Source organism: Chromohalobacter canadensis (assembly GCF_029544075.1).
Taxonomy (GTDB): domain Bacteria; phylum Pseudomonadota; class Gammaproteobacteria; order Pseudomonadales; family Halomonadaceae; genus Chromohalobacter; species Chromohalobacter canadensis_A.
The window spans coordinates 21,097-41,596 of record NZ_JAJQJH010000016.1 but is presented as its reverse complement, the minus strand read 5'-3'; the positions used below and the strand labels follow the sequence as shown (position 1 = coordinate 41,596).

Genomic DNA, 20,500 nt, shown 5'->3' with positions numbered 1-20,500 from the left:
GTGTGGGATAGTCGGGTCAACGTAACTTCTATCGTTGTGCAAATATGGAAACGAATGACGCTCTCAAGGCCTTGTCGGCGCTGGCGCAGCGCACGCGACTGGCGATCTTTCGGCACCTGGTGGGGGTCGGTCCCGACGGCGCCTTCGCCGGCGATATCGCCGAGGCCCTCGGGGTCTCGCCCTCGACGCTCTCCTTCCATCTCAAGGAGCTCGCGCACGCCGGTCTGGTGTATGGCGAGGCACATGGCCGGCATGTCCACTACCGTGCCGATTTCTCCCGGATGCGCGGCCTGGTGGATTACCTGACCGCGCACTGCTGTGATGATCGTCCCGAGCAGTGCCGATTGCCGGACGACACCGGCCGCTGCTGATCCCGGGGCTGGCGCTTCATGCCGCGAGAAACTGTAGCCAGGCGGCCAGTGCCAGCAGGGTGACCGTCAGCACGGGGACGGTGAGCACGATGCCCACGCGGAAATAATAGCCCCAACCGATGGTCATGCCCTTACGCGCCAGGACGTGCAGCCACAGCAAGGTGGCGAGGCTGCCGATGGGAGTGATCTTGGGGCCCAGGTCGCTACCGATGACGTTGGCATAGACCATTGCCTGCTGGGTCAGGTCAGTGACGTCGCTGGCATCGATCGACAAGGCGACCACCAGTACGGTGGGCATGTTGTTCATCACCGAGGAAAGCCCGGCGGCGATGAAGCCTGTCCCCAGCGTGGCGATCCAGGGGCCATGCCCGCCCAGCCATTCCAGACCGCCGGCGATCATGTCGGTCAGTCCGGCGTTGCGCAGGCCATATACCACCAGGTACATGCCCAGCGAAAACACCACGATGTTCCAGGGGGCGTCGCGCAGCACCTTGCGAGTGTGGATGTGATGACCGCGCTGGGCGATCACGAACAGGATCGACGCGCCGATGGCGGCGATCACGCAGACCGGTACGCCCAGCGGTTCGGCCACGAAGAAGCCCACCAGCAAGAGCCCCAGCACCCACCAGCCGGCCTTGAAGACCGCCGGATCGCGGATGGCCTCGCGTGGCTTGCGCAGGTCGCCGAGGGCATAGGTCGAGGGCACCGCACGTCGAAAGAACAGGTACAGCATGCCGAGCGAGGCAAGTACCGAGACGATGTCCACGAGCACCATGACGCCCGCGTATTCGCCGAAGGCGATATCGAAGTAGTCCGCCGAGACGATATTGACCAGGTTGGAAATCACTAGCGGTAGGCTGGCGGTATCGGCGATGAAGCCGGCGGCCATCACGAACGCCAGTGTTGCACCGGCGCTGAAGCCCAGGGCGACGAGCATCTCGAAGACGATCGGAGTGAGGATCAAGGCCGCGCCATCGTTGGCGAAGACCGCCGCGACCACGGCACCGAGCAGTACCACCAGGACGAACAGACGACGCCCCCGGCCGTTGCCCCAGCGGCCGATATGCAAGGCCGCCCATTCGAAGAAGCCGGCCTCGTCGAGCAGCAGGCTGGTGATGATGATGGCAATGAAGGTGAAGGTGGCATTCCAGACGATCGACCACACGGCGGGAATGTCCGCGGGGTGGATGACCCCGGTGAGCAGCGCGATCAACGCGCCCGCGCTTGCACTCCAGCCGATCCCCAAGCCACGCGGCTGCCAGATGACGAGAATGAGCGTGGCGATGAAGATGGGCAGGGCAAGCAGCATGAGGCGTCCGTCGCGACTATCGAAAAATGACGCTTCTATATTTGAACAATCATGGAAATATTGCAACCGTTCGCCTGCTGTCCGTCGCCCGCGTGGGGGCAACGGCAGTGGCACCACGAGCCGGTATCTCAGCCGATCTGGATGTGGCCCTCGGCGTAGCGCATTCCCCGCGTGCGCCGCGTGGCCAGGAAGTACCCCAGCGACAGCGGTCCGACACGGCCGAGCAGCATGGTGAGCATCAGCATCCATTGGCCGGGCAGCGACAGTTCATTGGTGATGCCGCGCGACAATCCCACCGTGCCGAAGGCGGAGACGCTCTCGAAGGCCAGATCGAGGAACGCGAGGCGGCCATCGGTGATGCACAGCACCAGCAGCGTCACGAACACCAGCGCCACCCCGGCCAGTGCCACGGCGACGGCCTTCATCACCGTCTGTTCGCCGATGGCGCGCCCGTAGGCCGTGGGCTGCGTGCCGCGTAGGAAGGCCCGGGCCACCAACAGCAGCACGATGAAAGTGGTGAGCTTGATGCCGCTGGCGGTGGAGCTCGCGCCGCCACCGATGAACATTAGCAGCATGGTGAGCAGCGAGGAGGCGTCGGACATGGCCGCGGTATCGACGCTGTTGAAACCGGCGGTACGCGGTGTCACGGCCTGGAACCAGGCCGCCTGCAGCTTGTCGCCGAGGCTTTCCAGCCCGCCCAGTGTCGCGGGATTGTGCCATTCGAGCGCCGCCATCGCCGCCATGGCGATCAGGTTGATGGCCAGGGTCGCGCAAAGTACGATCTTGGTCTGCATGGAGAACCGTCCCCAGCGACGCTTTTCGCGAATGTCGCTGATCACCACGAAACCCAGACCGCCGACGATGAAGAGGCTGCTGACGACCAGCGTGACCAGGGGCGTACCGACGTCGCGCGTCAGGCTGTCGGGCCACAGCGAGAAGCCGGCATTGTTGAAGGCGGATACCGCATGAAACAGGCTGGCCCACAAACCGCGCGACCAGCCGAGCTCGGGGACCCAGTGCAGCGCGAGAAGTCCCGCCCCCACTGCCTCGACCAGGACGGCGAAGGCCACCACCAGGCGCACGAGTTGCGAGAGTTCGCCCAACGAGGTTTCACCGAGGGCTTCTCGCACCAGGTTCTGCTGCTGCAGGGGGAGGCGGGCCCCCATGAGCAGCAGGGTCAGTGCCCCGAAGGTCATGAACCCCAATCCGCCGATCTGGATCAAGGCCAGCAGCACGACCTGGCCGAACGGTGTGAAAGCGCTGGTATCGACGACCGCCAGCCCGGTGACCGTCACCGCCGAGGTGGCGGTGAACAGCGCCTCCTGCCAGTCGAGCGTTACCGTCGCGGCCATGGGCAGTCGCAACAAGCCGCCGCCGATCAGGCAGAGCAGGGTAAAGCCCAGCAATAGCGTTTCCGGCGGCGAAAGCCTAAGTACGCGGCCGTGTGGCGTATGTCGCCAGGGGCGTGACAGTCGTTGCCAGAAACTCATGGACACGCCCCGTGGAGCCGTGTGGCGCTCGGGGCGCGGTAGCGAAGTGGTGTCATAGCTTGTTGCCCAGCTCGCGCAGCGCGGCGAGATCCCCCATCAGAACCAGGTGGTCGCCGCATGCCAGCTCGGTATTGCGCTCGGGCGCGCGGATTACCTCGTCGCCTCGCTTGATGGCCACCAGACACAGGGCGCGCTCGTCGATATCGAGCTGCGCGACGGTGGCGCAGTGCTCGGTGAGGCGTTCAGTCGCCTCGATCTCGACGATGAACTCGCGTTCGCCGAGACGAATGAAATCGACCATGGCATGATAATTGAGGCTTTCGGCGACGCGGATGCCGGTATCGTACTCGGGATACACGATATGGTCGGCGCCGAGGCGGTCGAGCAGCTTGTAGTGAGCGTCCGAGTGGGCCTTGGCCCAGATTTCGCGGGCCCCCAGTTCCTTGGCATGCAGGGTGCAGATCACGCTGGCCTCAAGGTTGCCGTCGACGTCGATGACCACGGCGTCGTAGTTCTCCAACGACAGCTCGGCGAGCGCCTTTTCGTCTGTGACGTCGGCGATGACGGCGTGATCGAGATGCTCGGCCATGGCATCGACACGAGACTCGTCGCGATCGACGCCAAGTAGCTGATTGTTATGGCGCTTGAGCTCGCGAGCGACCGTGCTGCCGAAATAGCCGAGTCCGAGAATGGCGAATTGGCGTGTCATGCGACCTCCTGGGCTGTCGATGCAAGTGATGCGCCGGGTCCGGGGATCAGCTTCGCATACCCCTGCAGTGGGCTCCAGCGATTGCCTTGCCGTCGCGGTTCGGGCGGACGCGGTTCGCGAAATGTCGGTGGAAAACGGTAGAATCGCCCGGTGGCAAGTGCTCGCGCCGCGCTGCATGAACCACAACAATAACCCTTCAGGTGAACCATGACGGCAAGACAGCAACCCAAAAATCTTTGGATCGGCCGCTGGGGCTTCGTGCTGGCGGCGACGGGCTCGGCAGTGGGCCTTGGCAATATCTGGAAGTTTCCCTACATGACCGGCGAGTACGGCGGCGGCGCCTTCGTGCTCGTCTACCTGGCCTGCATTCTGTGCATCGGGATCCCCGCGATGATGACCGAGATAGCCTTCGGACGGCGCGGGCGCGGGAGTCCCATCGATGCGGTCAAGCGCGTGGCGCAGGAGTCGGGTCGCGGCAAGATCTGGTCCGGATTCGGCTGGATGTCGATGCTCGCCGGGTTCATGATCCTGTCCTTCTATGTGGTCGTCGCCGGCTGGTCGCTTGCCTACCTGTGGAAGGCGATCAGTGGTGGCTTGCAAGGCGGTAGTGTCGACGACATGGCGGCCATCTTCGGCGCCAACAACGCCAACCCGCTGACGCTGGGGGCGTGGAGCACGCTGGTGACTGTGGTGACCATGTTCATCGTCGGCAAGGGGGTGCAGGAAGGCATTGAGCGCAGCATGCGCTGGATGATGCCGGGCATGGTGCTGTTGCTGTTGGCCATGATCGTCTACGCCATGTTCTCGGGCGGCTTCGGCGAGGCGGTGACGTTCCTGTTCTCCTTCGAGGTGGGCAAACTGTCGAGTGCTGGCCTGCTGGCGGCGATGGGGCATGCCTTCTTCACGCTGTCGCTGTCGGCGGGGGCGATCATGGCCTACGGCGCCTATCTGCCCGATAACAAATCCATCGCGCGTACCACCTTCACCGTGGCTATCTGCGACACGCTGATTGCATTGATGGCCGGTCTGGCGATCTTTCCGGCGATTTTCGCCAATGGTATGGATCCGGCCAGCGGGCCGGGGCTGATCTTCATGAGCCTGCCGCTGGCCTTCCAGCAGATGCCGCTGGGCAATGTGCTGCAGGTGATCTTCTTCGTGATGCTCAGCGTGGCGGCACTGACCTCCGCCGTGTCGATGATCGAGGCCACCGTGGCCTGGCTGACCGAGCGCAAGGGCATGAGTCGCAAGGCGGCGGCCTGGAGCAGTGGTATCGTGCTCTGGTTGCTGAGCACGTTGGCCATGCTGTCCTTCAATCTGGGCGCCGATTGGACGCTCGCCGGAAAGAACTTCTTCGATTGGCTCGATTACCTGACCTCGCGCTGGATGATGCCGCTGGGCGGTCTGGGGCTCTGCTTGATGGCGGGTTTCCTGCTGCGCGACGAGATCTTCCGCGACGAGCTGCGCCTCTCCAGGTGGCAGCATGCCTTATGGCTGTTGATGGTGCGTTATGTCAGTCCGCTAGGAATCGTACTGATCTTCATCGATGCGCTGGGCGTGATGACCATCGATATCGGCAGCCAGTGGGCGTGGTTCCTCGCGGCTCTGGTGGTGATCACTGTGCTCGGCGAAATGCTGAGCCCGCGCGTGCGGCGTCAGTTCACCGGCTGATTGCCGCTCGAACGCCCTATCGTTGCCGCACGATGACGATGCCCGACCTGGTTGGCCGGGCATCGTCGTTGTGAGAAGCGAATGGATTGCCAGGGTGAGGCGTCAGTCCGCGATTTCCCAGGTGACGTTGACACCGGCGTCGATGGCGATTTCCCCGGCGCGGTATTCCGTGGCTGATTTGGCGTCGGCAGACTCGGCGCGCATCATCATGGTACGCGGCGTGTAGGTGGGGGACTGCGTTTCCTCGACATTGATCACATCGCCGAGTTTGACCTCGAGCGTGTCGGCCATCAGCTGTGCCTTGTGTCTGGCGCGCTCGAGGGCTTTTGAAAGCGCCTTGTCGGTGGCCGCGTCGCGGTCCTTCAGATCGTATTCGACGCCATCCAGTGCATCCACGCCAGCGGCGGTCAGCGCATCGAGAATACGCGGTAGACGCTCGAGGTCGCGGATCGTGACACTGACGGGACGTTCGACCTGGGTCCGCACCTGATCTTCCGCGTCATCGTCCTGCCGTGAGCGCGAGATGATCTCGGGGCGAACATTGAGCGAGCCGGCTTGAATGTCGCGGCTCTCCACGCCGGCGTCTTCCAGAGCGCGGACTAGCTCTCCGGTACGCGACTCGAGCTGCTCGCGCGCCTCGCCGAGGACCTGGGTGTCACTGGCCTCCTCGCTTCTAGCCACGGCCGGGGTGCGCTCCCACAAGCGTGCGTTGAGTCGCGCCATGTCCGGCGCCACGTCGAGACTCGACTGTGCCTGTACGTGAAGTTCATGCGACGTCTTGGGTCCGGGCTTGGCCTGGGCTTGAGGCACGGCCACCAGCAATGCGCCGAGCAGCGCCGTCGCCATGAATGGAAGGCGAATATCCTTGCGCATCATGCCAATCTCCTTTGGGTATTGAGAAACTGAGCCGCCGCCAAAGGCGAGCGACTCATGCGAGCATGCTATCCTGCGTGCCCGAAAGTGGCTATGGGAGTCGTGAGGTTGCGCCGTATTTGCTTGTTTCTTGCATACCTATTGACGATAGCCGCGCTGTTATCGCCAGGCACGGCACTGGCGGCGCTCGAGGTAACCGACGATGCCGGCAACACCGTCACGCTCGAGGCCCCCGCCGAGCGCGTCGTGGCGCTGGCGCCGCATATCGTGGAAATGCTCTATGCGGTGGAGGCCGGCGAACGGCTGGTGGGGGTGTTGCAGGGCAGCGATTACCCCGAGGCGGCCAAGCAGGTATCCCGTGTGGGCAGTTATCGAGGCATCGCGCTGGAGGCCATCATGGCCCGCGAGCCGGATCTCGTCGTGACCTGGCGCAGCGGAACACCGCGCAGCGTGGTGGAGCGTCTCAAGGCGCTGGGCGTGACGGTCTACGAGAGTGAACCTCGCCGGCTCGACGATGTGGCGGACGACCTGCGTGACCTGGGCCGTCTGACAGGCCACTCGGAGACGGCGAGACGCGCGGCCGGAGCATTTGAGTTACGCCTTGCTGCGTCGCGGCAAACGCTGAGCGAGACGCCGCGTGTGTTCTATCAATTGGGGCACAACCCGCTGACCACGCTGGGCGATGGGCATATCATCACCCAGGCGATCCGCCATTGCGGGGGGAAACCGTTGTTCGCCGAGCGCTCGGTGCTGGTGCCCGAGGTCGGGCGCGAGGCGTTAATCGAGGCGCGTCCCGAGGTGATTCTGTCGGCCGCACCCAGCGATGATTGGCAGCGCGCCTGGCAAGGCCAAGACTGGTTGCCGGCGGTGCGCGATGGCCACCTATACACCCTCGACCCCGATCCCATCAGCCGTCCTGGTCCACGCCTCGTCGAGGGCGTTGAACAGGTCTGCCAGGCCCTCGAGCGGGCGTCCCAAACTTCTTGAGCGAGACACTCAATAGTCGATGCCGCGGCGTGCCTGGACCCCGGCATTGAAAGCGTGCCGTACTTCCTGCATCTCGGTGACGGTATCGGCCATGTCGAGCAGTTCACGATGAGCATTGCGCCCGGTGACGATCACCGTCTGATCGGCGGGCCGGTTGGCGAGCGCTTCACGGACCGTGGTGATGTCGAGATAGCCGAACTTGAGCATGTAGGTGATTTCGTCGAGTACCACGAGATAAACCTCGGGATCGCTCAGCAGGCGCTCCGCATCCGCCCACACAGCCTGACAGGCCTGGGTGTCCGACTCACGGTTCTGAGTCTCCCAGGTGAAGCCGGTAGCCATGATATGCACGCTCAGGTTGGGGTCACTCTCGAGGCGTTCGCGCTCGCCGCATTCCCACATGCCCTTGATGAACTGCACCACGCCAGCACGGTAGCCGTAGCCCAGAGCGCGGGTGACGGTGCCCCAGGCGGCGGTGGTCTTGCCTTTGCCATTGCCGGTGAAAACGAGCAACAGACCGCGCTGCTCAGTGGCGGCGGCGACTTTCTCGTCGACATGCGACTTGAGATTGCGCATGGCGTTGCGATGGCGGGACTGGCGGTCGGTCATGAAGTATTTCCGGGTAAAAGAAGCAACGTAACGCGATGAGGGCCTGCACCACAACGTTGCAGACATGCGTGATTTACAGACGCTGTTCGAGTTCTCGCCAAAGGCTACGATAGGCACGCGCCGCAGGGGACGAGCGTGCGAATTGCGTGACGGGGGCGCGTTCGAGTCCCATGCGCTCGACGGCGCTGGCGTAGGGGATGGTCGTCGTCATCATCAAGGGCCAATCCTGATTCAGCGTGGCCATGACCTCGAGATGAAGTTTCTTGCGCCGGTCGGCGAGCGTGAAAAAAGGCCACACGGGGCAAGGATGGTCGACGTCGTCGAGGTGCTCGCGCAACTGCTCCAGGGTGCGCAGCGAAAGCGTCGTCGGGACCACAGGTACCAACAAGGCGTCGGCGCTCGAGAACACGTGCTCGGAAAGCGTGGAAATGCTCGGTGGGCAGTCGAGGATCACCAGATCATAATCGTCGTGCACGGGTTTGAGAATCTTGCGGAGCCGGCTGAGCTTGCGGTCCTCCAGCAGGTGATCCAGCTCCCGCGAGCCGAAAGACGCCGGCAACAGGTCGAGCCCGGGCGTTTCGCTGGTGCGAATGACCTTGTCGAAGGACGCCTTGCCTTTCACCAGCTTGTCCACGCCGCCCCGCACCTTGGGTTTAACACGTAGATAGAAGGTCGTGGCCGCTTGCGGGTCGAGATCCCAGAGCAACACGCGATAGCCGGCTTGGCTCGCCAGGGCGGCCAGGTTGACGGCGGAGGCAGTCTTGCCCACGCCACCCTTGATACTATAAATGGCTAGCATTTTCATCGAGACGTCTCCCGGCAAGTGGCGCGTGGGGCACGGTGACAGCCAGTTGTGACATTCATGTGTCAGCCAAGCGCTTCAGCGACGATTGTGCCAGCGATTCATCATGGCAGAACGCGGTATCATGGGACCCTCTTCATTGTGTGATGATCGTCAGGCATCAAGCGTAGGGTAGTCGTGGGCCCCGGGAGGTGGCGATGGAAATACTGAGACAGCGTATCGAGCGCCAGATCATGGGCGTGACCGGCATGGCGCTGGGGGACATCGATTATGACCAACCGCCGGGCGATCCTGGCCTGTTCGGGCTGCAGAGTGTGTGCTGGCGGGTGCATAGCGATTTCACCTCGATGCTGTGCGGCGGCATCAGCTCGCTGATGTTGCAGATGCTGCATCCGCTGGCGCTGGCTGGCGTGTGGGATCATTCCAACTTTCGCGACGACATGCTCGGTCGGTTGCGCCGCACCAGCCAGTTCATCGCCGCTACCACGTTCGCCTCCACGGCGGACGCCGAGCGTCTCATCGACCGGGTACGGCGCATTCACGACGAGGTCGCAGGCGTTGCGCCTGATGGTCGTCCCTATACCGCCAACGATCCGGATTTGCTGACGTGGGTGCATGTCGCCGAGGTCAGTCGCTTTCTCGCCGCGCATCTGCGCTATCGCAACCCTGACCTGAGCGTTGCCGACCAGGACCGTTACTATGCCGAGGTGGCGCGTATCGCCGAAGCGCTGGGCGCGCATGATGTGCCGCGCACGCGCGGTGATACCGAGGCCTATCTCGAGGCGATGCGTCCGCAGTTGTGCTTCGATGCGCGCACCGCCGAGGTCTTTAGACTGCTGATCGGGGCGCCGGCTCCACACCCGTTGGCGCGGCCGATGGTGGCACTGGCGATGCGTGCCGGTGTCGACTTGTTGCCGCTCTGGGCGGCTGAGATGGCTCATCGCGATATGCCGCGCTGGCAGCGTCATATCGTGCGGGCTGGTGTACATCGCTTGGTGCCGGTCATGCGTTGGTCGGTGCGCAATGGCGCCTCGAGTCGCGCACGGCGACGCGTTGCCGGGGCTACGACGACGGCGGCTGAGTCACCGAGGGCGGATGACCGTACTTGAGCTCGAACTGCTCGGTCATCTCCTGACAGCGTTCTTCGGTGGTGCGTCGTGCGCGATCGGTCATCTCCGGCGCCGCCATCGACTGCCAGCACTGCGCGATGCCGCGTTCCTCGCCGGCTTCGTCTTCCGGGGTCGCGCCCTGGCTGATGAAATAGATGATGATGGCGTACACCGCCACGATGAAGGCAATGGCGCCGACGATCAGGCCCAGGCAGCCCAGCTTGTTGGCACGGCGCGGTGTCGCGTCGCGCGAGGAGGAAACGTCTTTCACGGCGAGCTCTTTCGTCGGTTGAGTGCATCCTGGGAGTATAACAAAGCAGGGCCAAGAGACGGGGTGGCGCAATGTCGCGTGCCAACATATTGTCAGGCAAGGCGCGCTCTGCTTGGGTCGCCAAGACGCGGTTGCTATCATGCACTCATGAACGCTACGCCGCTCCCGCCGCGCCCCGCGTCCCTCGACGATCCGCTTTATTATTTGCATAACTTCCGCAGCGCCTTGCGCTGGATCGAGGCATGCTACGTGGATTTGTTCGATGACGACGAGCGCGACTTCCTCACCCGCTTTGAAACCTTGCCCGAGCCTGCGCAGGCGCTGTGGGTGCGTATGGTCATGCGCAAAGGCGATACCTTCCGTGACGACCGGCTTGGTTATGCGGAAATCGGGATACCGGCCACGGCCGTGGCGCCGTTGATCGAACGGAGATGGGTGCAAGATGATCCGCCGCTGTCAGTGTCGGCGTTGTGGCTTTTGTTGACCAAGGCAGAGATCGGTCGCCACCTGAACGGGCTGTTGCGCGATCACGGCCTCACGCGTGGCGCGCGCAAGGCGGACATGCTCGAGGTGCTCGCCGAGGCTGATCTTGGCGAATATCCATTGACGGTGTGGTGCCCCGAGATTTCCTTCAACGTGGTGCGCATGACGCGTATGGCGCTGTGCGATCGGCTACGCTTGATGTTCTTCGGCAACCTGCATCAGGACTGGAGCGAGTTCGTGCTTGCCGACCTTGGCGTTCGCCGCTTCGAGCGGGTGCCGCTGAGCCCGGCTTCGCGGGCCTTTCAACGCCGCGAGGACATCCACACCTACGCACACCTGCATGCCTGTCGCGAGCGCCTGGAGGCTGGCGAGCCGATTGCCGACATACTCCATGACGTGCCGGCGGCGGATGACAATCCATGGCTGGAAAACCGGCGCGGCAAGCTGTTGTTTCTGCTGGCTCGAGCGCGTGAGCGTGAAGGCGAGCTGGCGGCGGCGGAAGCCCTCTACGCCCAGAGTGTTCACCCCGGTGCACGCGGGCGTCGCCTGCGCATGTTGGAACGTCAAGCCTTCCATGCCGAGGCCCTGGAGCTGGCAAACGCCGCCGCAGCGGCGCCGGAAAGTGAGTCTGAACGTCAGCAGCTGGATCGCCTCTTGCCGCGCCTGCATCGGCGCCTTGCACTTGCGCCGCCGTCCGTGACCGAGGAACCGGTGCCGGCGCGCCTGGAGATGACGTTACCACGTACGGCCTCGGTAGAACGCGCCGTGGTGGAGCATCTGTCGTGCGAGTCGATGCCGGTGTACTACGTCGAGAACGCGTTGATCAATGCGCTATTCGGCCTGTTGTGCTGGGAGGCGGTGTTCGCTCCGCTTGCCGGAGCCTTCTTTCATCCGTTCCAGCGTGCTCCTGCGGATCTGTTGCGCCCCGAGTTCGCATCGCGTCGCGAGACGCTCTTCGCCCGATGCCTGGCGCGGCTCGAGGTGCCCGAGGGCGAGCATGGCTATCGCGCCGTGATCCGCCGCACTTATCACGCCAAGCATGGGCTAGAATCTGCTTTCGTGCAGTGGGAGGCGCTCGATGAAGCGCTGCTGGAAATGGCGCTGGCGTGCCTGCCGGCGGCGCATCTGCGGCTGTGGTTCGAGCGTCTGCTGCGCGATGTGCGTGCCAACCGGGCGGGAATGCCGGATTTGATCCAGTTTCGCCCCGAGCAGGGCGACTACCGGATGATCGAGGTCAAAGGGCCGGGCGATCGGCTGCAGGACAACCAACGCCGATGGTTGGCGTTCTGCGCGCGGCACGGTATGCCTCTCGATGTTTGCCATGTGACGTGGGCGTCATGAGCGAGGCAGTGGATTATACGGTGGCGGTGCGCACCCTGTGTGATTTCACCGCTAAACAGGGCGATCTCGACTTGCGTTTCACGCCATCGCCCAGCGCTGAAGAGGGCATGGAAGGGCATGCTCGGGTGGCCTCGCGTCGCGCCTCCCATTACCAATGCGAAGTCGCCTTGAGCGGTGTCTATTGGAGCGCTGCCGGGCAAGGCTTGCGAGTGCGTGGGCGTGCGGACGGTTTCGATCCGCAACGTGGACGCCTGGAAGAGATCAAGACCCATCGCGGTGACCTGACACGTCAGCCGGAGAACCATCGTCATCTGCATTGGGCTCAGTTGCGCCTTTACGGCTGGCTGCTGTGCGAGGAGCGAGGCCTCGACGAACTCGAGCTGGCGTTGGTGTATTTTGATATTGCCCGCCAGGTCGAGACACCGCTCGTTGAACGCGTGGACCGCGAAACCTTGCGTCATTTCTTCGAGGCGCAGTGCGCCGCTTTCCTCGATTGGGCGTTGCAGGAAACGGCGCACCGTGGGGCACGCGATAGCGCCCTCGAGACGCTGCGTTTTCCGCATGCGAGCTGGCAGGGCGAGCAGCGCATGCTGGCGGAAAACGTCTACAAGGCGGCCAGTACCGGGCGCGCGCTGCTGGCCCAGGCGCCAACGGGCACCGGCAAGACTCTGGGCACACTCTTTCCGATGCTCAAGGCGATGCCCACGCAACGCCTCGATGGCCTGTGCTATCTCGCTGCCAAGACTCCCGGACGACAGCTGGCGCTGGATGCGCTGAAACCCGTGGTGGAAACGACGCCGCTGCGCGTGCTGGAGCTGATCGCGCGCGACAAGGCCTGCGAGCATCCCGAACTTGCCTGCCACGGGGAGTCCTGCCCGTTGGCGGCGGGCTTTTTCGATAAGCTGCCTGGCGCACGGCGCGCACTGATCGCCGATGGCGACTGGGATCGCGCGCACTTGCGCGATACCGCCTTGGCGCATGACGTCTGCCCGTATTACCTGGGCCAGGAAATGGCGCGCTGGAGCGATGTCACGGTCGGCGATTATCATTATTACTTCGCCAGCGGCGGCTTGTTGCATCTATTGGCTCAGGCCAACGATTGGCGCCTGGGCGTGCTGGTCGACGAGGCACACAATCTGGTCGAACGCGCGCGTGACATGTACAGCGCGAGCCTTGATCAAGGCGATTTGCGCGCCCTGATACGCGAGAAACCCGCCGGCGTTAGCGCTGCGCTCAAGCAGCTCAATCGCGAGTGGAATTCGCTGGGCCGTGAGTGTGTCAATGAGCATACCGCGCTCGAACGCGTCCCCGAGGCGTGGTTGGCCGCGTTGCAGCGCCTGGTGGGGACGATCGGGCAAGTGGCGGCCGAGCCGCCTTATACTTTGTCACCGGCCTTGCAGCGTTTCTATTTCGATGCCTTGAAGACGGTGCGCATCGCCGAACTGTTCGATCGTCACTTCGTTTGCGACATCGCCATGCGGGCGGGCCACCGCGGCATGCGCCATGCGCGCCTGAGTCTGCGCAACATCGTGCCGGCGCCATTGCTGACCCCGCGTTTCCAGGCCGCACATGCCAGTGTGTTGTTTTCGGCCACCCTGACGCCCGAGCGTTATCAGCGCGATCTGTTGGGGTTGCCCGAGGACAGTGTGTGGCTGGACGTGGCGTCGCCCTTTGCCAAGGAACAGCTCAGCGTGCATATCGCTCAGCACATTTCCACGCGCTTTCGCGACCGCGAGGTATCGTTGGCACCTATCGCCGACTTGATCGCCACGACCTATGCGCGTCGGCCGGGCAATTATCTGGCCTTCTTCAGCAGCTTCGCCTATCTGGAGGATGTTGCCGCGCGTTTGCGCGAGGCGCATCCCGATGTGCCGCAATGGCAACAGGCGCGGGGCATGGACGAAACGGCACGGACGGATTTCCTGGCGCGCTTCACGCCGGACGGATGCGGGGTCGGGTTCGCGGTACTCGGCGGGGCCTTCGGCGAGGGCATCGATCTTCCTGGTGAGCGACTGATCGGCGCCTTCATCGCCACCTTAGGGCTGCCGCAGGTCAATCCGGTCAACGAGCAGCGTCGACGCTATCTGCAAGCGATGTTCGGTGCCGGCTACGACTATGCTTACGTCTATCCCGGGATACAGAAGGTGATTCAGGCCGCCGGGCGCGTAATTCGCTCCCGCGAGGACCGGGGCACGATTCATCTGATCGACGATCGCTTCGCCGAGCCCCGCATTCAGGCGTTATTACCGTCGTGGTGGCACGTCACCCAGAACGTTGAAGCACCGACTCGCAGCAGATCAGCGTTAAGCCCGACAGGCTGCTAAGGTAGGGCGCACATGTCTCAAGGATGAGTGGTATGAGCTTGATGCTGAGTGTGGCGCTATTCGCCGGATGTGCACTGGTCATCGGTGTGGTCGGGACGCGCCTGACCGGCGTGGTGGACACGCTGGCCGACCGTACCGGCATGGGTGAGGCCATTGCCGGGGCGGTGCTGATGGGTATGGCGACCTCGCTATCCGGCATCGTGTTGTCGGTGACGGCGGCCTGGAAGGGCCAGCCCGAACTGGCGATGAGCAACGCCATAGGCGGGATCGCTGCACAGACACTGTTTCTCACCGTCGCCGATGTGGCGCTGCGACGCGTCAATCTCGAGCATGCGGCGGCTTCCATCGGCAATCTTGCGCAGGGCACGTTGTTGATGTGTCTGCTGGGCATGTTGCTGGTGGCGCGTTATTCGCCGGAGTGGACGTTGTGGGGCATTCACCCGGTCACGCCGCTTCTGTTTCTGGGCTATGTGTATGGGCTGCGCATCATCGATGAAGTGCGCAGCCAGCCGATGTGGATGCCGCGACGCACGCGTGAAACCCGCGAGGATGCGCCGGATGACGAAGCCCAGCGCTATTCCTTGACCCGGCTGTGGGGCGGGTTCGCCGCTCTGGCTCTGTTGCTGGGCGTGTCCGGCTGGGTGATGGAGAAAGCGGCGACGACTCTGGCGACCGAGACAGGCATGAGCCAGACTGCCGTGGGCATACTGTTGACCTCGGTAGCGACTTCCTTGCCCGAGCTGGTGACCGCCGTGGCCGCCGTGCGTCGTGGTGCGCTGACCCTGGCCGTGGGCGGGATCATCGGCGGCAACGCCTTCGATACGTTGTTCGCCGCTGCCTCGGACATCGCCTATCGCGACGGTTCGATCTATCACGCCGTTTCCGATCAGACACTGCTGTGGATCGCGCTGTCGGTGCTGATGACGGCAGTATTGCTGCTGGGTCTGGTGCGTCGCGAGAAACACGGCCCGGGACGCATCGGCTTCGAGAGCGTGGCGTTGGTGCTGCTGTACGGCGCCGGGGTGGCGATGGTTTTCCAAGGGGGTACTTGAACCGCGTGATTCGATGCGGGCGGTCGCCTCAGTCGAATAGATCGCCCTGGGCATGGGGGGCGCGAAATGCACTGGTGTCGAGTCCCATCTCGGCACGATCGCCGATGCCCAGGCGCCGGCAGGTGGTGCGGAAACGTTGCGCCAGAAGTTTCGTGAACACGCCTTCGCCGCGCATGCGATGGCCAAAGCGGGCATCGTAATCCTCACCGCCACGGCACTGGCGGATCAGGCTCATGACCTTGTCGGCGCGCAACGGGTAGTGTTCGTTGAGCCAGGTTTCGAACAGTGGCGCGACCTCATGCGGCAGGCGCAGCAACATCCAGGCGGCGGTGCGCGCGCCGGCGTCGTGTCCGGCCTCCAGTAGGGACTCGAGTTCATGATCGGTCAGTCCTGGAATCACCGGCGACACGAGGGTGCCTACGGGAATACCCGCCTCGCTGAGTTCGCGGATGACCTTGAGGCGTGTGCGCGGCGCTGCCGTGCGAGGTTCCAGCGTTCGCTTTAGATCGTCGTCGAGGCTGGTCAGGCTGACGAACACACGCACCAGGCGGTGTTCGGCCATCTCGGCGAGCAAGGCCTTGTCGCGCAGGATCAAGGCGCTTTTGGTGACCAGCGTGACGGGATGGCGGGTATCCAGCAGCAATTCCAACAGAGCTCGTGTCGTGCCACGCTCCGCTTCCAGTGGCTGATAGCAATCAGTATTGCCCGACAGGTTGATCGGCCGACAGACATAGCCGGGTTTGTCGAGCTCGTCGCGTAGCCGCTCGACCATGCCGGTGCGTGCGATCAGCTTGGTTTCGAAGTCGAGCCCCGGCGACATGTCCCAGTAGGCATGGCTGGGACGTGCGTAGCAGTAGATGCAGCCGTGCTCGCAACCGCGATAGGGATTCAACGAGCGATCGAAGGACAGATCCGGGGAGTGGTTCCAGGACAGCGCGCTCTTGGCGGGTTCGTCACGCACTTGCGTCGCCAGTCGTGCGGGCGTTTCTTCCTGCCACCAGCCATCATCGACGGCTTCGCTGACCGTGGGTGAAAAGCGGTTGTGGGGGTCGAAGGTTGCGCCTCGTCCCTTGCGGGCGAGGGAGCGGTCTCTGGGCGTCGTCATCATGCAATGCCTTTACTGTATATATGAACAGTATAGGCATCATGTAGGTGGGTTCAACCCGGCCGGCGTGGTCTCAGCCTGGCGGATAGCCCAGGGCCTCGCGCAAGCGCTCGGCATGCTTGGCGACCCAGGTGGGGTCGATGGGCCCCCAGTCGCGGATGACGTAACGTCCGATATGATGCCGGGCACCGGGCTGTTGTTCGAATTCGCAGTGAATATCCAACTCGATCAGCGCGTTGACGGTATCTTGAGCGGTTCGGCGTGGCATACCCGTGGCCTCGATCAGTGCCGGGATGCTGGCCGTGCCGCCGGCGATCAGGTGTGCGACGTATAAGCGACGATAGAAACTGCTTTGAGTCTTGCTGAGTGCCATGGGCGTTCTCCGGACGGGGAAAGGGAGCGGATAGCATAACGCCCCACCCCATAAAGGGGCAGGGCGCCATGCGGTGTGCAGCGTAGGAAGGACGAATCAGAAGCGCAGCGTCACACCGCCTTCCAAGTAGCGATCCTGGGTGTTGTAGCCGTCGACCAATTGGTATTCCTTGTCGAAGGCGTTCTCGACCTTGGCCGACAGCTCGACCATCGACGTGACCTGCCAGCTGGTACGCAGGTCGACCACGCCGTAGCCGGCGGTGGTGGTGTCGCCATAGGTGACGAAGTCGGTATCGCGACGATTGCCCGCCGCACGCAGGGTCGCGCCGAACGACCAGTCAGCCAGGGTATAGTCAGCGTCCAAGCGACCGAAGGTACGGGCACGACGCTGTAGGCGCTCTCCGGTTTGCCGGTCCTCGGGGTTCTGGTGAGTGAGGCTGGCGCTGAGTACCAATCCGCCGGCTTGCCAGCCACCACTGAGCTCGACTCCGCGAATGCGGGCTTCGTCGACGTTGTAGGGAATGGATGTATTGGGATCGTAGCCGATCAAGTCGTCTATGCGATTGTCGAAGACGGTAACTCGTGTGTGCCAGTTGTCGCGCTCGTAGGCCCAGAACGCTTCGAGGTTCTCGGCGGTTTCCGCCTCGAGGTCGGGATTGGTGCCATAGGGCCCATAGAGATCGATCAGGTTGGGCGCCTTGTAGGCCGTGGAGACGCTGGCGCCGAGGCGCTGAAAGGGTGTGAGGCGATAGGCGTAGCCGAGGCTGCCGGTGGTCTCGTCGCCGAATAGGGAATCGTCGTCATAGCGCAAGGAACCGGAAAGCTCGTGGGCGCCGTAGGTGCGCTGCATCATGCCGTAGATGCCGATGTTCTCGCGACTGTCGCGCGCGTAGCTCGCGCCGGCGCGGTTATCGAAGTCGACACTGTCGTGACGATAGTCGATGCCCAGTACGTCGACGCCGTTGTCGCGGGTAAAGCGGTGCTGAAGCCCGACCTCATCGCGATGACTCTCGATCAGGCTCTGGCGTTCGCCCGAGTAGCGTTCTTCACGTTGCTCGTCGAAATGGCCGGCGGTGATCAGCATCTGCCAGTCCGGCTGGAGCTGGACATCGAGCTGGCCGCCGAAGGACTGCAGATAGCCTTTGGTAACACAGTCCTGAGAGGCGGGGAAGGAGCAATTGTCGTATTCACCCTCGAAGTTCTGGCGCAGCGCGTTGAGGCTCACCTTGACGTCGTCGTTGATGCGGTGTGAGAGCCCCAGTTGCGCGCCTTCACGCTCGAAGCCGTCGCGTTCGCCGCTGTCATCCGCCTGGGTGGCGTTAAAGCCGTCCCCGTCGCGGTGAAAGAGCGAGGCGTTCAAGCGGGTGTCGTCATCGCCGGTGGCGACCCAGGCGCTCTGGCGTTGGGTGTTGTCGCTGCCTGTGCTCGCTTTGAGCCCGCCTTGCGTGCCGGAGGCCGTGCCACGCCGGGTGAAGACCTGAATGACGCCGCCGATGGCATCGGCACCATAGGCGGCGGCCCGCGGCCCACGGACGATTTCGACACGCTCGATGGCCTCGAGCGGCAGCATCTCCAGGCTGGCGCCGCCACTGGTGGCCGAGTTGATGCGTACACCGTCGACCAGCACCAGGCTGTGGTCGGATTCGGTGCCGCGCATGAACAGGCTGGATGTCGTGCCGGGGGAGCCGCTCTGGGCTATTTCGATGCCTGCTCGGCCCTGCAGTAGCTCGATGATCGAGCCAGCCTGGCTGCGCTCGATGTCATCGCGGTCGATGACGGTGGTGCTGGCCAGAACATCGCTCTGCGACTGGGGAAGCCGGTTAGCGGTGACCTGGAGATCGGATAGTCGTTGATCGCCCTGCGCCTGTGCGCTGCCCGCCATTACGAGGGCCAGCCACAGCAGATTCTTTTTATGCAACATATAAAAACGCCTCATCAGCGTAAGAAACGAGTTACGCGATGAGGAGGACAAGAGGTGACGCCGCCGCGTCGCCTGGACGACGTGAATGCAACGGTCGCCACTGGCGAAGCCCTCCGCATCAGCCAGTGCTGAGAACCAGGCCGGTCTCCGGACTGACGCGCTGGCGGCGGAGAAGATCCGACACCGGGCGGAAACGCCTTCCCACTCGAACTGACGAAAGAGCAGTGGCAGTCGCATGCGGTTGGCAGCGACGATTTCCGATGTGGCGCGATTACCGTTGCGGGGGCAGTACGGGACTTTCACCCGTTTCCCGAGCACCTGGGTCTCGACGGGCGGGGATTCTGCTTGGCGGTTCCGGGGAAGTCAAACGCCGGTCGCGGTGGGCGCGACCGGCGAGGTGCTGGGACCAGGTGCGTTAGAGTGAGAGGAACACACCGGCCAGTGTCGCGCTCATCAGGTTGGAGAGTGTGCCGGCTGCGACGGCCTTGAGACCCAGCCGGGCGATATCGCTGCGTCGACTGGGCGCCATCATGCCGAGACCGCCCATCAGGATGGCAATGGAGGCGAGATTGGCAAAACCGCACAGCGCAAAAGTGACGATGGCCCGAGCATGCGCGCTCAGTGCTTGCGGATCGGCGGCGAGGTTGGCGAAGGCGACGAACTCGTTGAGTACCAGTTTCTGGCCCAGGAAGCTGCCGGCATGGATCGCCTCTTCCCAGGGGACGCCGATCAAGAACGCCAAGGGCGCGAACAGATAACCGAGTAGCAGTTCCAGGGTCAGATCCGGGTAACCCAACCAGCCGCCGATGCCACCCAGAATCTGGTTGCCCAGCGCGATCAGGGCGATGAAGGCCAGCAGCATGCCGCCCACGTTGAGGGCTAGCTGGACACCGGAAGCGGCACCGTTGGCCGCCGCCTCGATGACGTTGGCAGGGGCCTCGTCGTCTTCGCCGTCGATGACGTCTTCCAACGGCTGAGACGGCGGCTTGGTTTCAGGCACGATGAGTTTGGCCATCAGCAGCCCGCCCGGTGCCGCCATGAAGGAGGCGGCCAGCAGATATTCCAGGGAGATGCCCATCGCTGCGTAACCGCCGAGCACGCTTCCGGCCACCGAGGCGAGGCCACCGACCATCACCGCGAAGAGCTCGGAGCGCGTCATTCGCGACAAGAAGGGGCGCACGGCCATCGGCGCTTCGGTTTGCCCGACGAAAATATTGGCGGCGGCGGAAAGTGATTCGGTACGCGAGGTGCCCAGCAGCTTCTGCAGCGCGCCGCCCATCAGCTTGATCACCCAGCGCATGATGCCCAGGTAATAAAGCACGGCGACCAGTGAAGAAAAGAACACGATGATGGGCAATACGCGCAGGGCGAAGACGAAACCGCCGTCACCGAAGACGTCGAACATGGTGTCGCTGACCAGGCCGCCAAAGACGAAGTCCATACCCGCTTGGGCACTGTCGATGACCGACTGTACGGCGTTGGTGAGCCCCAGCAGGACGTCTTGTCCAAAAGGGATGGCGAGCACGAACAGGCCAAGACCGGCTTGGATGGCAAGCGCCCCGGCGACGGTGCGCAGACGAATGGCCCGACGGTTTTCGGACAAGGCGAGGGCGATCAGCAGGACGACCACCACGCCGACGAGCCCCATGAGGGTTTGCATCGAATACTCCTGAATTACATGCGGTCTGGGTTACGAGAAGTGCG

The 20,500-nt window shown here is 63.5% G+C and carries 18 protein-coding genes and 1 riboswitch; of the genes, 7 read left to right on the top strand and 11 right to left on the bottom strand.

Annotated features, from left to right (window positions below):
• Positions 1-44: 44 nt before the first annotated feature.
• The gene (locus tag LUN51_RS15395) at positions 45-371 is read left to right on the top strand and encodes an ArsR/SmtB family transcription factor (protein ID WP_277811941.1); all 327 of its coding nucleotides are present in this window, start codon (positions 45-47) and stop codon (positions 369-371) included.
• A gap of 16 nt (positions 372-387) precedes the next feature.
• Here the strand turns inward: LUN51_RS15395 and LUN51_RS15390 are convergent, their stop codons facing one another.
• From LUN51_RS15390 to LUN51_RS15380, 3 genes are all read right to left on the bottom strand, one after another.
• A complete protein-coding gene (locus tag LUN51_RS15390; protein WP_011506786.1) occupies positions 388-1,680 on the bottom strand; it encodes an arsenic transporter in 1,293 nt (430 codons plus the stop codon).
• Positions 1,681-1,808: 128 nt separating this feature from the next.
• The gene (locus tag LUN51_RS15385; protein ID WP_277811940.1) at positions 1,809-3,170 is read right to left on the bottom strand and encodes a TrkH family potassium uptake protein; all 1,362 of its coding nucleotides are present in this window, start codon (positions 3,168-3,170) and stop codon (positions 1,809-1,811) included.
• Positions 3,171-3,222: 52 nt separating this feature from the next.
• Entirely contained in the window at positions 3,223-3,879 is a 657-nt protein-coding gene (locus LUN51_RS15380; protein ID WP_277811939.1) for a potassium channel family protein, read from the bottom strand.
• 207 nt (positions 3,880-4,086) lie between these two features.
• Between LUN51_RS15380 and LUN51_RS15375 the strand changes: the two genes are divergently transcribed.
• Positions 4,087-5,547 carry a sodium-dependent transporter gene (locus LUN51_RS15375; RefSeq protein WP_277811938.1) on the top strand — a complete coding sequence of 487 codons (1,461 nt, stop codon included), beginning with the start codon at positions 4,087-4,089 and terminating at the stop codon, positions 5,545-5,547.
• 102 nt (positions 5,548-5,649) lie between these two features.
• On the opposite strand, the gene LUN51_RS15370 is transcribed toward LUN51_RS15375, so the two are convergent.
• Positions 5,650-6,423 carry an SIMPL domain-containing protein gene (locus tag LUN51_RS15370; RefSeq protein ID WP_097023172.1) on the bottom strand — a complete coding sequence of 258 codons (774 nt, stop codon included), beginning with the start codon at positions 6,421-6,423 and terminating at the stop codon, positions 5,650-5,652.
• Between the two features lie 120 nt (positions 6,424-6,543).
• Here LUN51_RS15370 and LUN51_RS15365 point away from each other — a divergent pair, with 120 nt between their 5' ends.
• A complete protein-coding gene (locus LUN51_RS15365; RefSeq protein ID WP_277811937.1) occupies positions 6,544-7,407 on the top strand; it encodes a cobalamin-binding protein in 864 nt (287 codons plus the stop codon).
• 9 nt (positions 7,408-7,416) lie between these two features.
• On the opposite strand, the gene cobO is transcribed toward LUN51_RS15365, so the two are convergent.
• Positions 7,417-8,016, bottom strand: a complete 600-nt coding sequence (cobO, locus tag LUN51_RS15360) for a cob(I)yrinic acid a,c-diamide adenosyltransferase (protein ID WP_277811936.1) — start codon at positions 8,014-8,016, stop codon at positions 7,417-7,419.
• 73 nt (positions 8,017-8,089) lie between these two features.
• Positions 8,090-8,821, bottom strand: a complete 732-nt coding sequence (locus LUN51_RS15355; protein WP_277811935.1) for a ParA family protein — start codon at positions 8,819-8,821, stop codon at positions 8,090-8,092.
• Positions 8,822-9,015: 194 nt separating this feature from the next.
• Between LUN51_RS15355 and LUN51_RS15350 the strand changes: the two genes are divergently transcribed.
• Complete coding sequence (locus LUN51_RS15350) at positions 9,016-9,927, top strand: oxygenase MpaB family protein (RefSeq protein ID WP_277811934.1); 912 nt, start codon at positions 9,016-9,018, stop codon at positions 9,925-9,927.
• Here LUN51_RS15350 and LUN51_RS15345 read toward each other — a convergent pair.
• Positions 9,881-10,198, bottom strand: a complete 318-nt coding sequence (locus tag LUN51_RS15345; protein ID WP_277811933.1) for a hypothetical protein — start codon at positions 10,196-10,198, stop codon at positions 9,881-9,883. The genes LUN51_RS15350 and LUN51_RS15345 overlap by 47 nt on opposite strands.
• A 147-nt stretch (positions 10,199-10,345) precedes the next feature.
• Between LUN51_RS15345 and LUN51_RS15340 the strand changes: the two genes are divergently transcribed.
• The 3 genes from LUN51_RS15340 to LUN51_RS15330 are packed head-to-tail and all read left to right on the top strand — an operon-like array spanning position 10,346 to position 15,398.
• The gene (locus LUN51_RS15340) at positions 10,346-12,022 is read left to right on the top strand and encodes a VRR-NUC domain-containing protein (RefSeq protein WP_277811932.1); all 1,677 of its coding nucleotides are present in this window, start codon (positions 10,346-10,348) and stop codon (positions 12,020-12,022) included.
• Positions 12,019-14,346, top strand: coding sequence for a helicase C-terminal domain-containing protein (locus LUN51_RS15335; RefSeq protein ID WP_277811931.1), 2,328 nt, complete (start codon positions 12,019-12,021; stop codon positions 14,344-14,346). The genes LUN51_RS15340 and LUN51_RS15335 overlap by 4 nt, the downstream gene beginning before the upstream one ends.
• A 32-nt stretch (positions 14,347-14,378) precedes the next feature.
• Positions 14,379-15,398 carry a sodium:calcium antiporter gene (locus LUN51_RS15330; RefSeq protein ID WP_277811930.1) on the top strand — a complete coding sequence of 340 codons (1,020 nt, stop codon included), beginning with the start codon at positions 14,379-14,381 and terminating at the stop codon, positions 15,396-15,398.
• Between the two features lie 28 nt (positions 15,399-15,426).
• Here LUN51_RS15330 and LUN51_RS15325 read toward each other — a convergent pair whose 3' ends face one another.
• The 4 genes from LUN51_RS15325 to LUN51_RS15310 form a co-directional block, all read right to left on the bottom strand.
• Positions 15,427-16,503 (bottom strand): PA0069 family radical SAM protein, encoded by a 1,077-nt coding sequence (locus tag LUN51_RS15325; protein ID WP_277811929.1) that lies wholly within the window; start codon positions 16,501-16,503, stop codon positions 15,427-15,429.
• Between the two features lie 73 nt (positions 16,504-16,576).
• Positions 16,577-16,876 carry a winged helix-turn-helix domain-containing protein gene (locus tag LUN51_RS15320; protein WP_277811928.1) on the bottom strand — a complete coding sequence of 100 codons (300 nt, stop codon included), beginning with the start codon at positions 16,874-16,876 and terminating at the stop codon, positions 16,577-16,579.
• Positions 16,877-16,972: 96 nt separating this feature from the next.
• Positions 16,973-18,796 (bottom strand): TonB-dependent receptor domain-containing protein, encoded by a 1,824-nt coding sequence (locus LUN51_RS15315; RefSeq protein ID WP_277811927.1) that lies wholly within the window; start codon positions 18,794-18,796, stop codon positions 16,973-16,975.
• 121 nt (positions 18,797-18,917) lie between these two features.
• A riboswitch (cobalamin riboswitch) is annotated at positions 18,918-19,133 on the bottom strand.
• 78 nt (positions 19,134-19,211) lie between these two features.
• Positions 19,212-20,456, bottom strand: a complete 1,245-nt coding sequence (locus LUN51_RS15310) for a NupC/NupG family nucleoside CNT transporter (protein ID WP_277811926.1) — start codon at positions 20,454-20,456, stop codon at positions 19,212-19,214.
• Between the last annotated feature and the right edge of the window lie 44 nt (positions 20,457-20,500).

What these genes read in the sequence shown, in the direction of transcription:
- LUN51_RS15395 (WP_277811941.1), top strand. Translation starts at nt 45, where the DNA reads ATGGAAACGAATGACGCTCTCAAGGCCTTGTCGGCGCTGGCGCAGCGC.
- LUN51_RS15390 (WP_011506786.1), bottom strand. Translation starts at nt 1,680, where the DNA reads ATGCTGCTTGCCCTGCCCATCTTCATCGCCACGCTCATTCTCGTCATC.
- LUN51_RS15385 (WP_277811940.1), bottom strand. Translation starts at nt 3,170, where the DNA reads ATGAGTTTCTGGCAACGACTGTCACGCCCCTGGCGACATACGCCACAC.
- LUN51_RS15380 (WP_277811939.1), bottom strand. Translation starts at nt 3,879, where the DNA reads ATGACACGCCAATTCGCCATTCTCGGACTCGGCTATTTCGGCAGCACG.
- LUN51_RS15375 (WP_277811938.1), top strand. Translation starts at nt 4,087, where the DNA reads ATGACGGCAAGACAGCAACCCAAAAATCTTTGGATCGGCCGCTGGGGC.
- LUN51_RS15370 (WP_097023172.1), bottom strand. Translation starts at nt 6,423, where the DNA reads ATGATGCGCAAGGATATTCGCCTTCCATTCATGGCGACGGCGCTGCTC.
- cobO (WP_277811936.1), bottom strand. Translation starts at nt 8,016, where the DNA reads ATGACCGACCGCCAGTCCCGCCATCGCAACGCCATGCGCAATCTCAAG.
- LUN51_RS15355 (WP_277811935.1), bottom strand. Translation starts at nt 8,821, where the DNA reads ATGAAAATGCTAGCCATTTATAGTATCAAGGGTGGCGTGGGCAAGACT.
- LUN51_RS15350 (WP_277811934.1), top strand. Translation starts at nt 9,016, where the DNA reads ATGGAAATACTGAGACAGCGTATCGAGCGCCAGATCATGGGCGTGACC.
- LUN51_RS15340 (WP_277811932.1), top strand. Translation starts at nt 10,346, where the DNA reads ATGAACGCTACGCCGCTCCCGCCGCGCCCCGCGTCCCTCGACGATCCG.
- LUN51_RS15335 (WP_277811931.1), top strand. Translation starts at nt 12,019, where the DNA reads ATGAGCGAGGCAGTGGATTATACGGTGGCGGTGCGCACCCTGTGTGAT.
- LUN51_RS15330 (WP_277811930.1), top strand. Translation starts at nt 14,379, where the DNA reads ATGAGCTTGATGCTGAGTGTGGCGCTATTCGCCGGATGTGCACTGGTC.
- LUN51_RS15325 (WP_277811929.1), bottom strand. Translation starts at nt 16,503, where the DNA reads ATGACGACGCCCAGAGACCGCTCCCTCGCCCGCAAGGGACGAGGCGCA.
- LUN51_RS15320 (WP_277811928.1), bottom strand. Translation starts at nt 16,876, where the DNA reads ATGGCACTCAGCAAGACTCAAAGCAGTTTCTATCGTCGCTTATACGTC.
- LUN51_RS15315 (WP_277811927.1), bottom strand. Translation starts at nt 18,796, where the DNA reads ATGTTGCATAAAAAGAATCTGCTGTGGCTGGCCCTCGTAATGGCGGGC.
- LUN51_RS15310 (WP_277811926.1), bottom strand. Translation starts at nt 20,456, where the DNA reads ATGCAAACCCTCATGGGGCTCGTCGGCGTGGTGGTCGTCCTGCTGATC.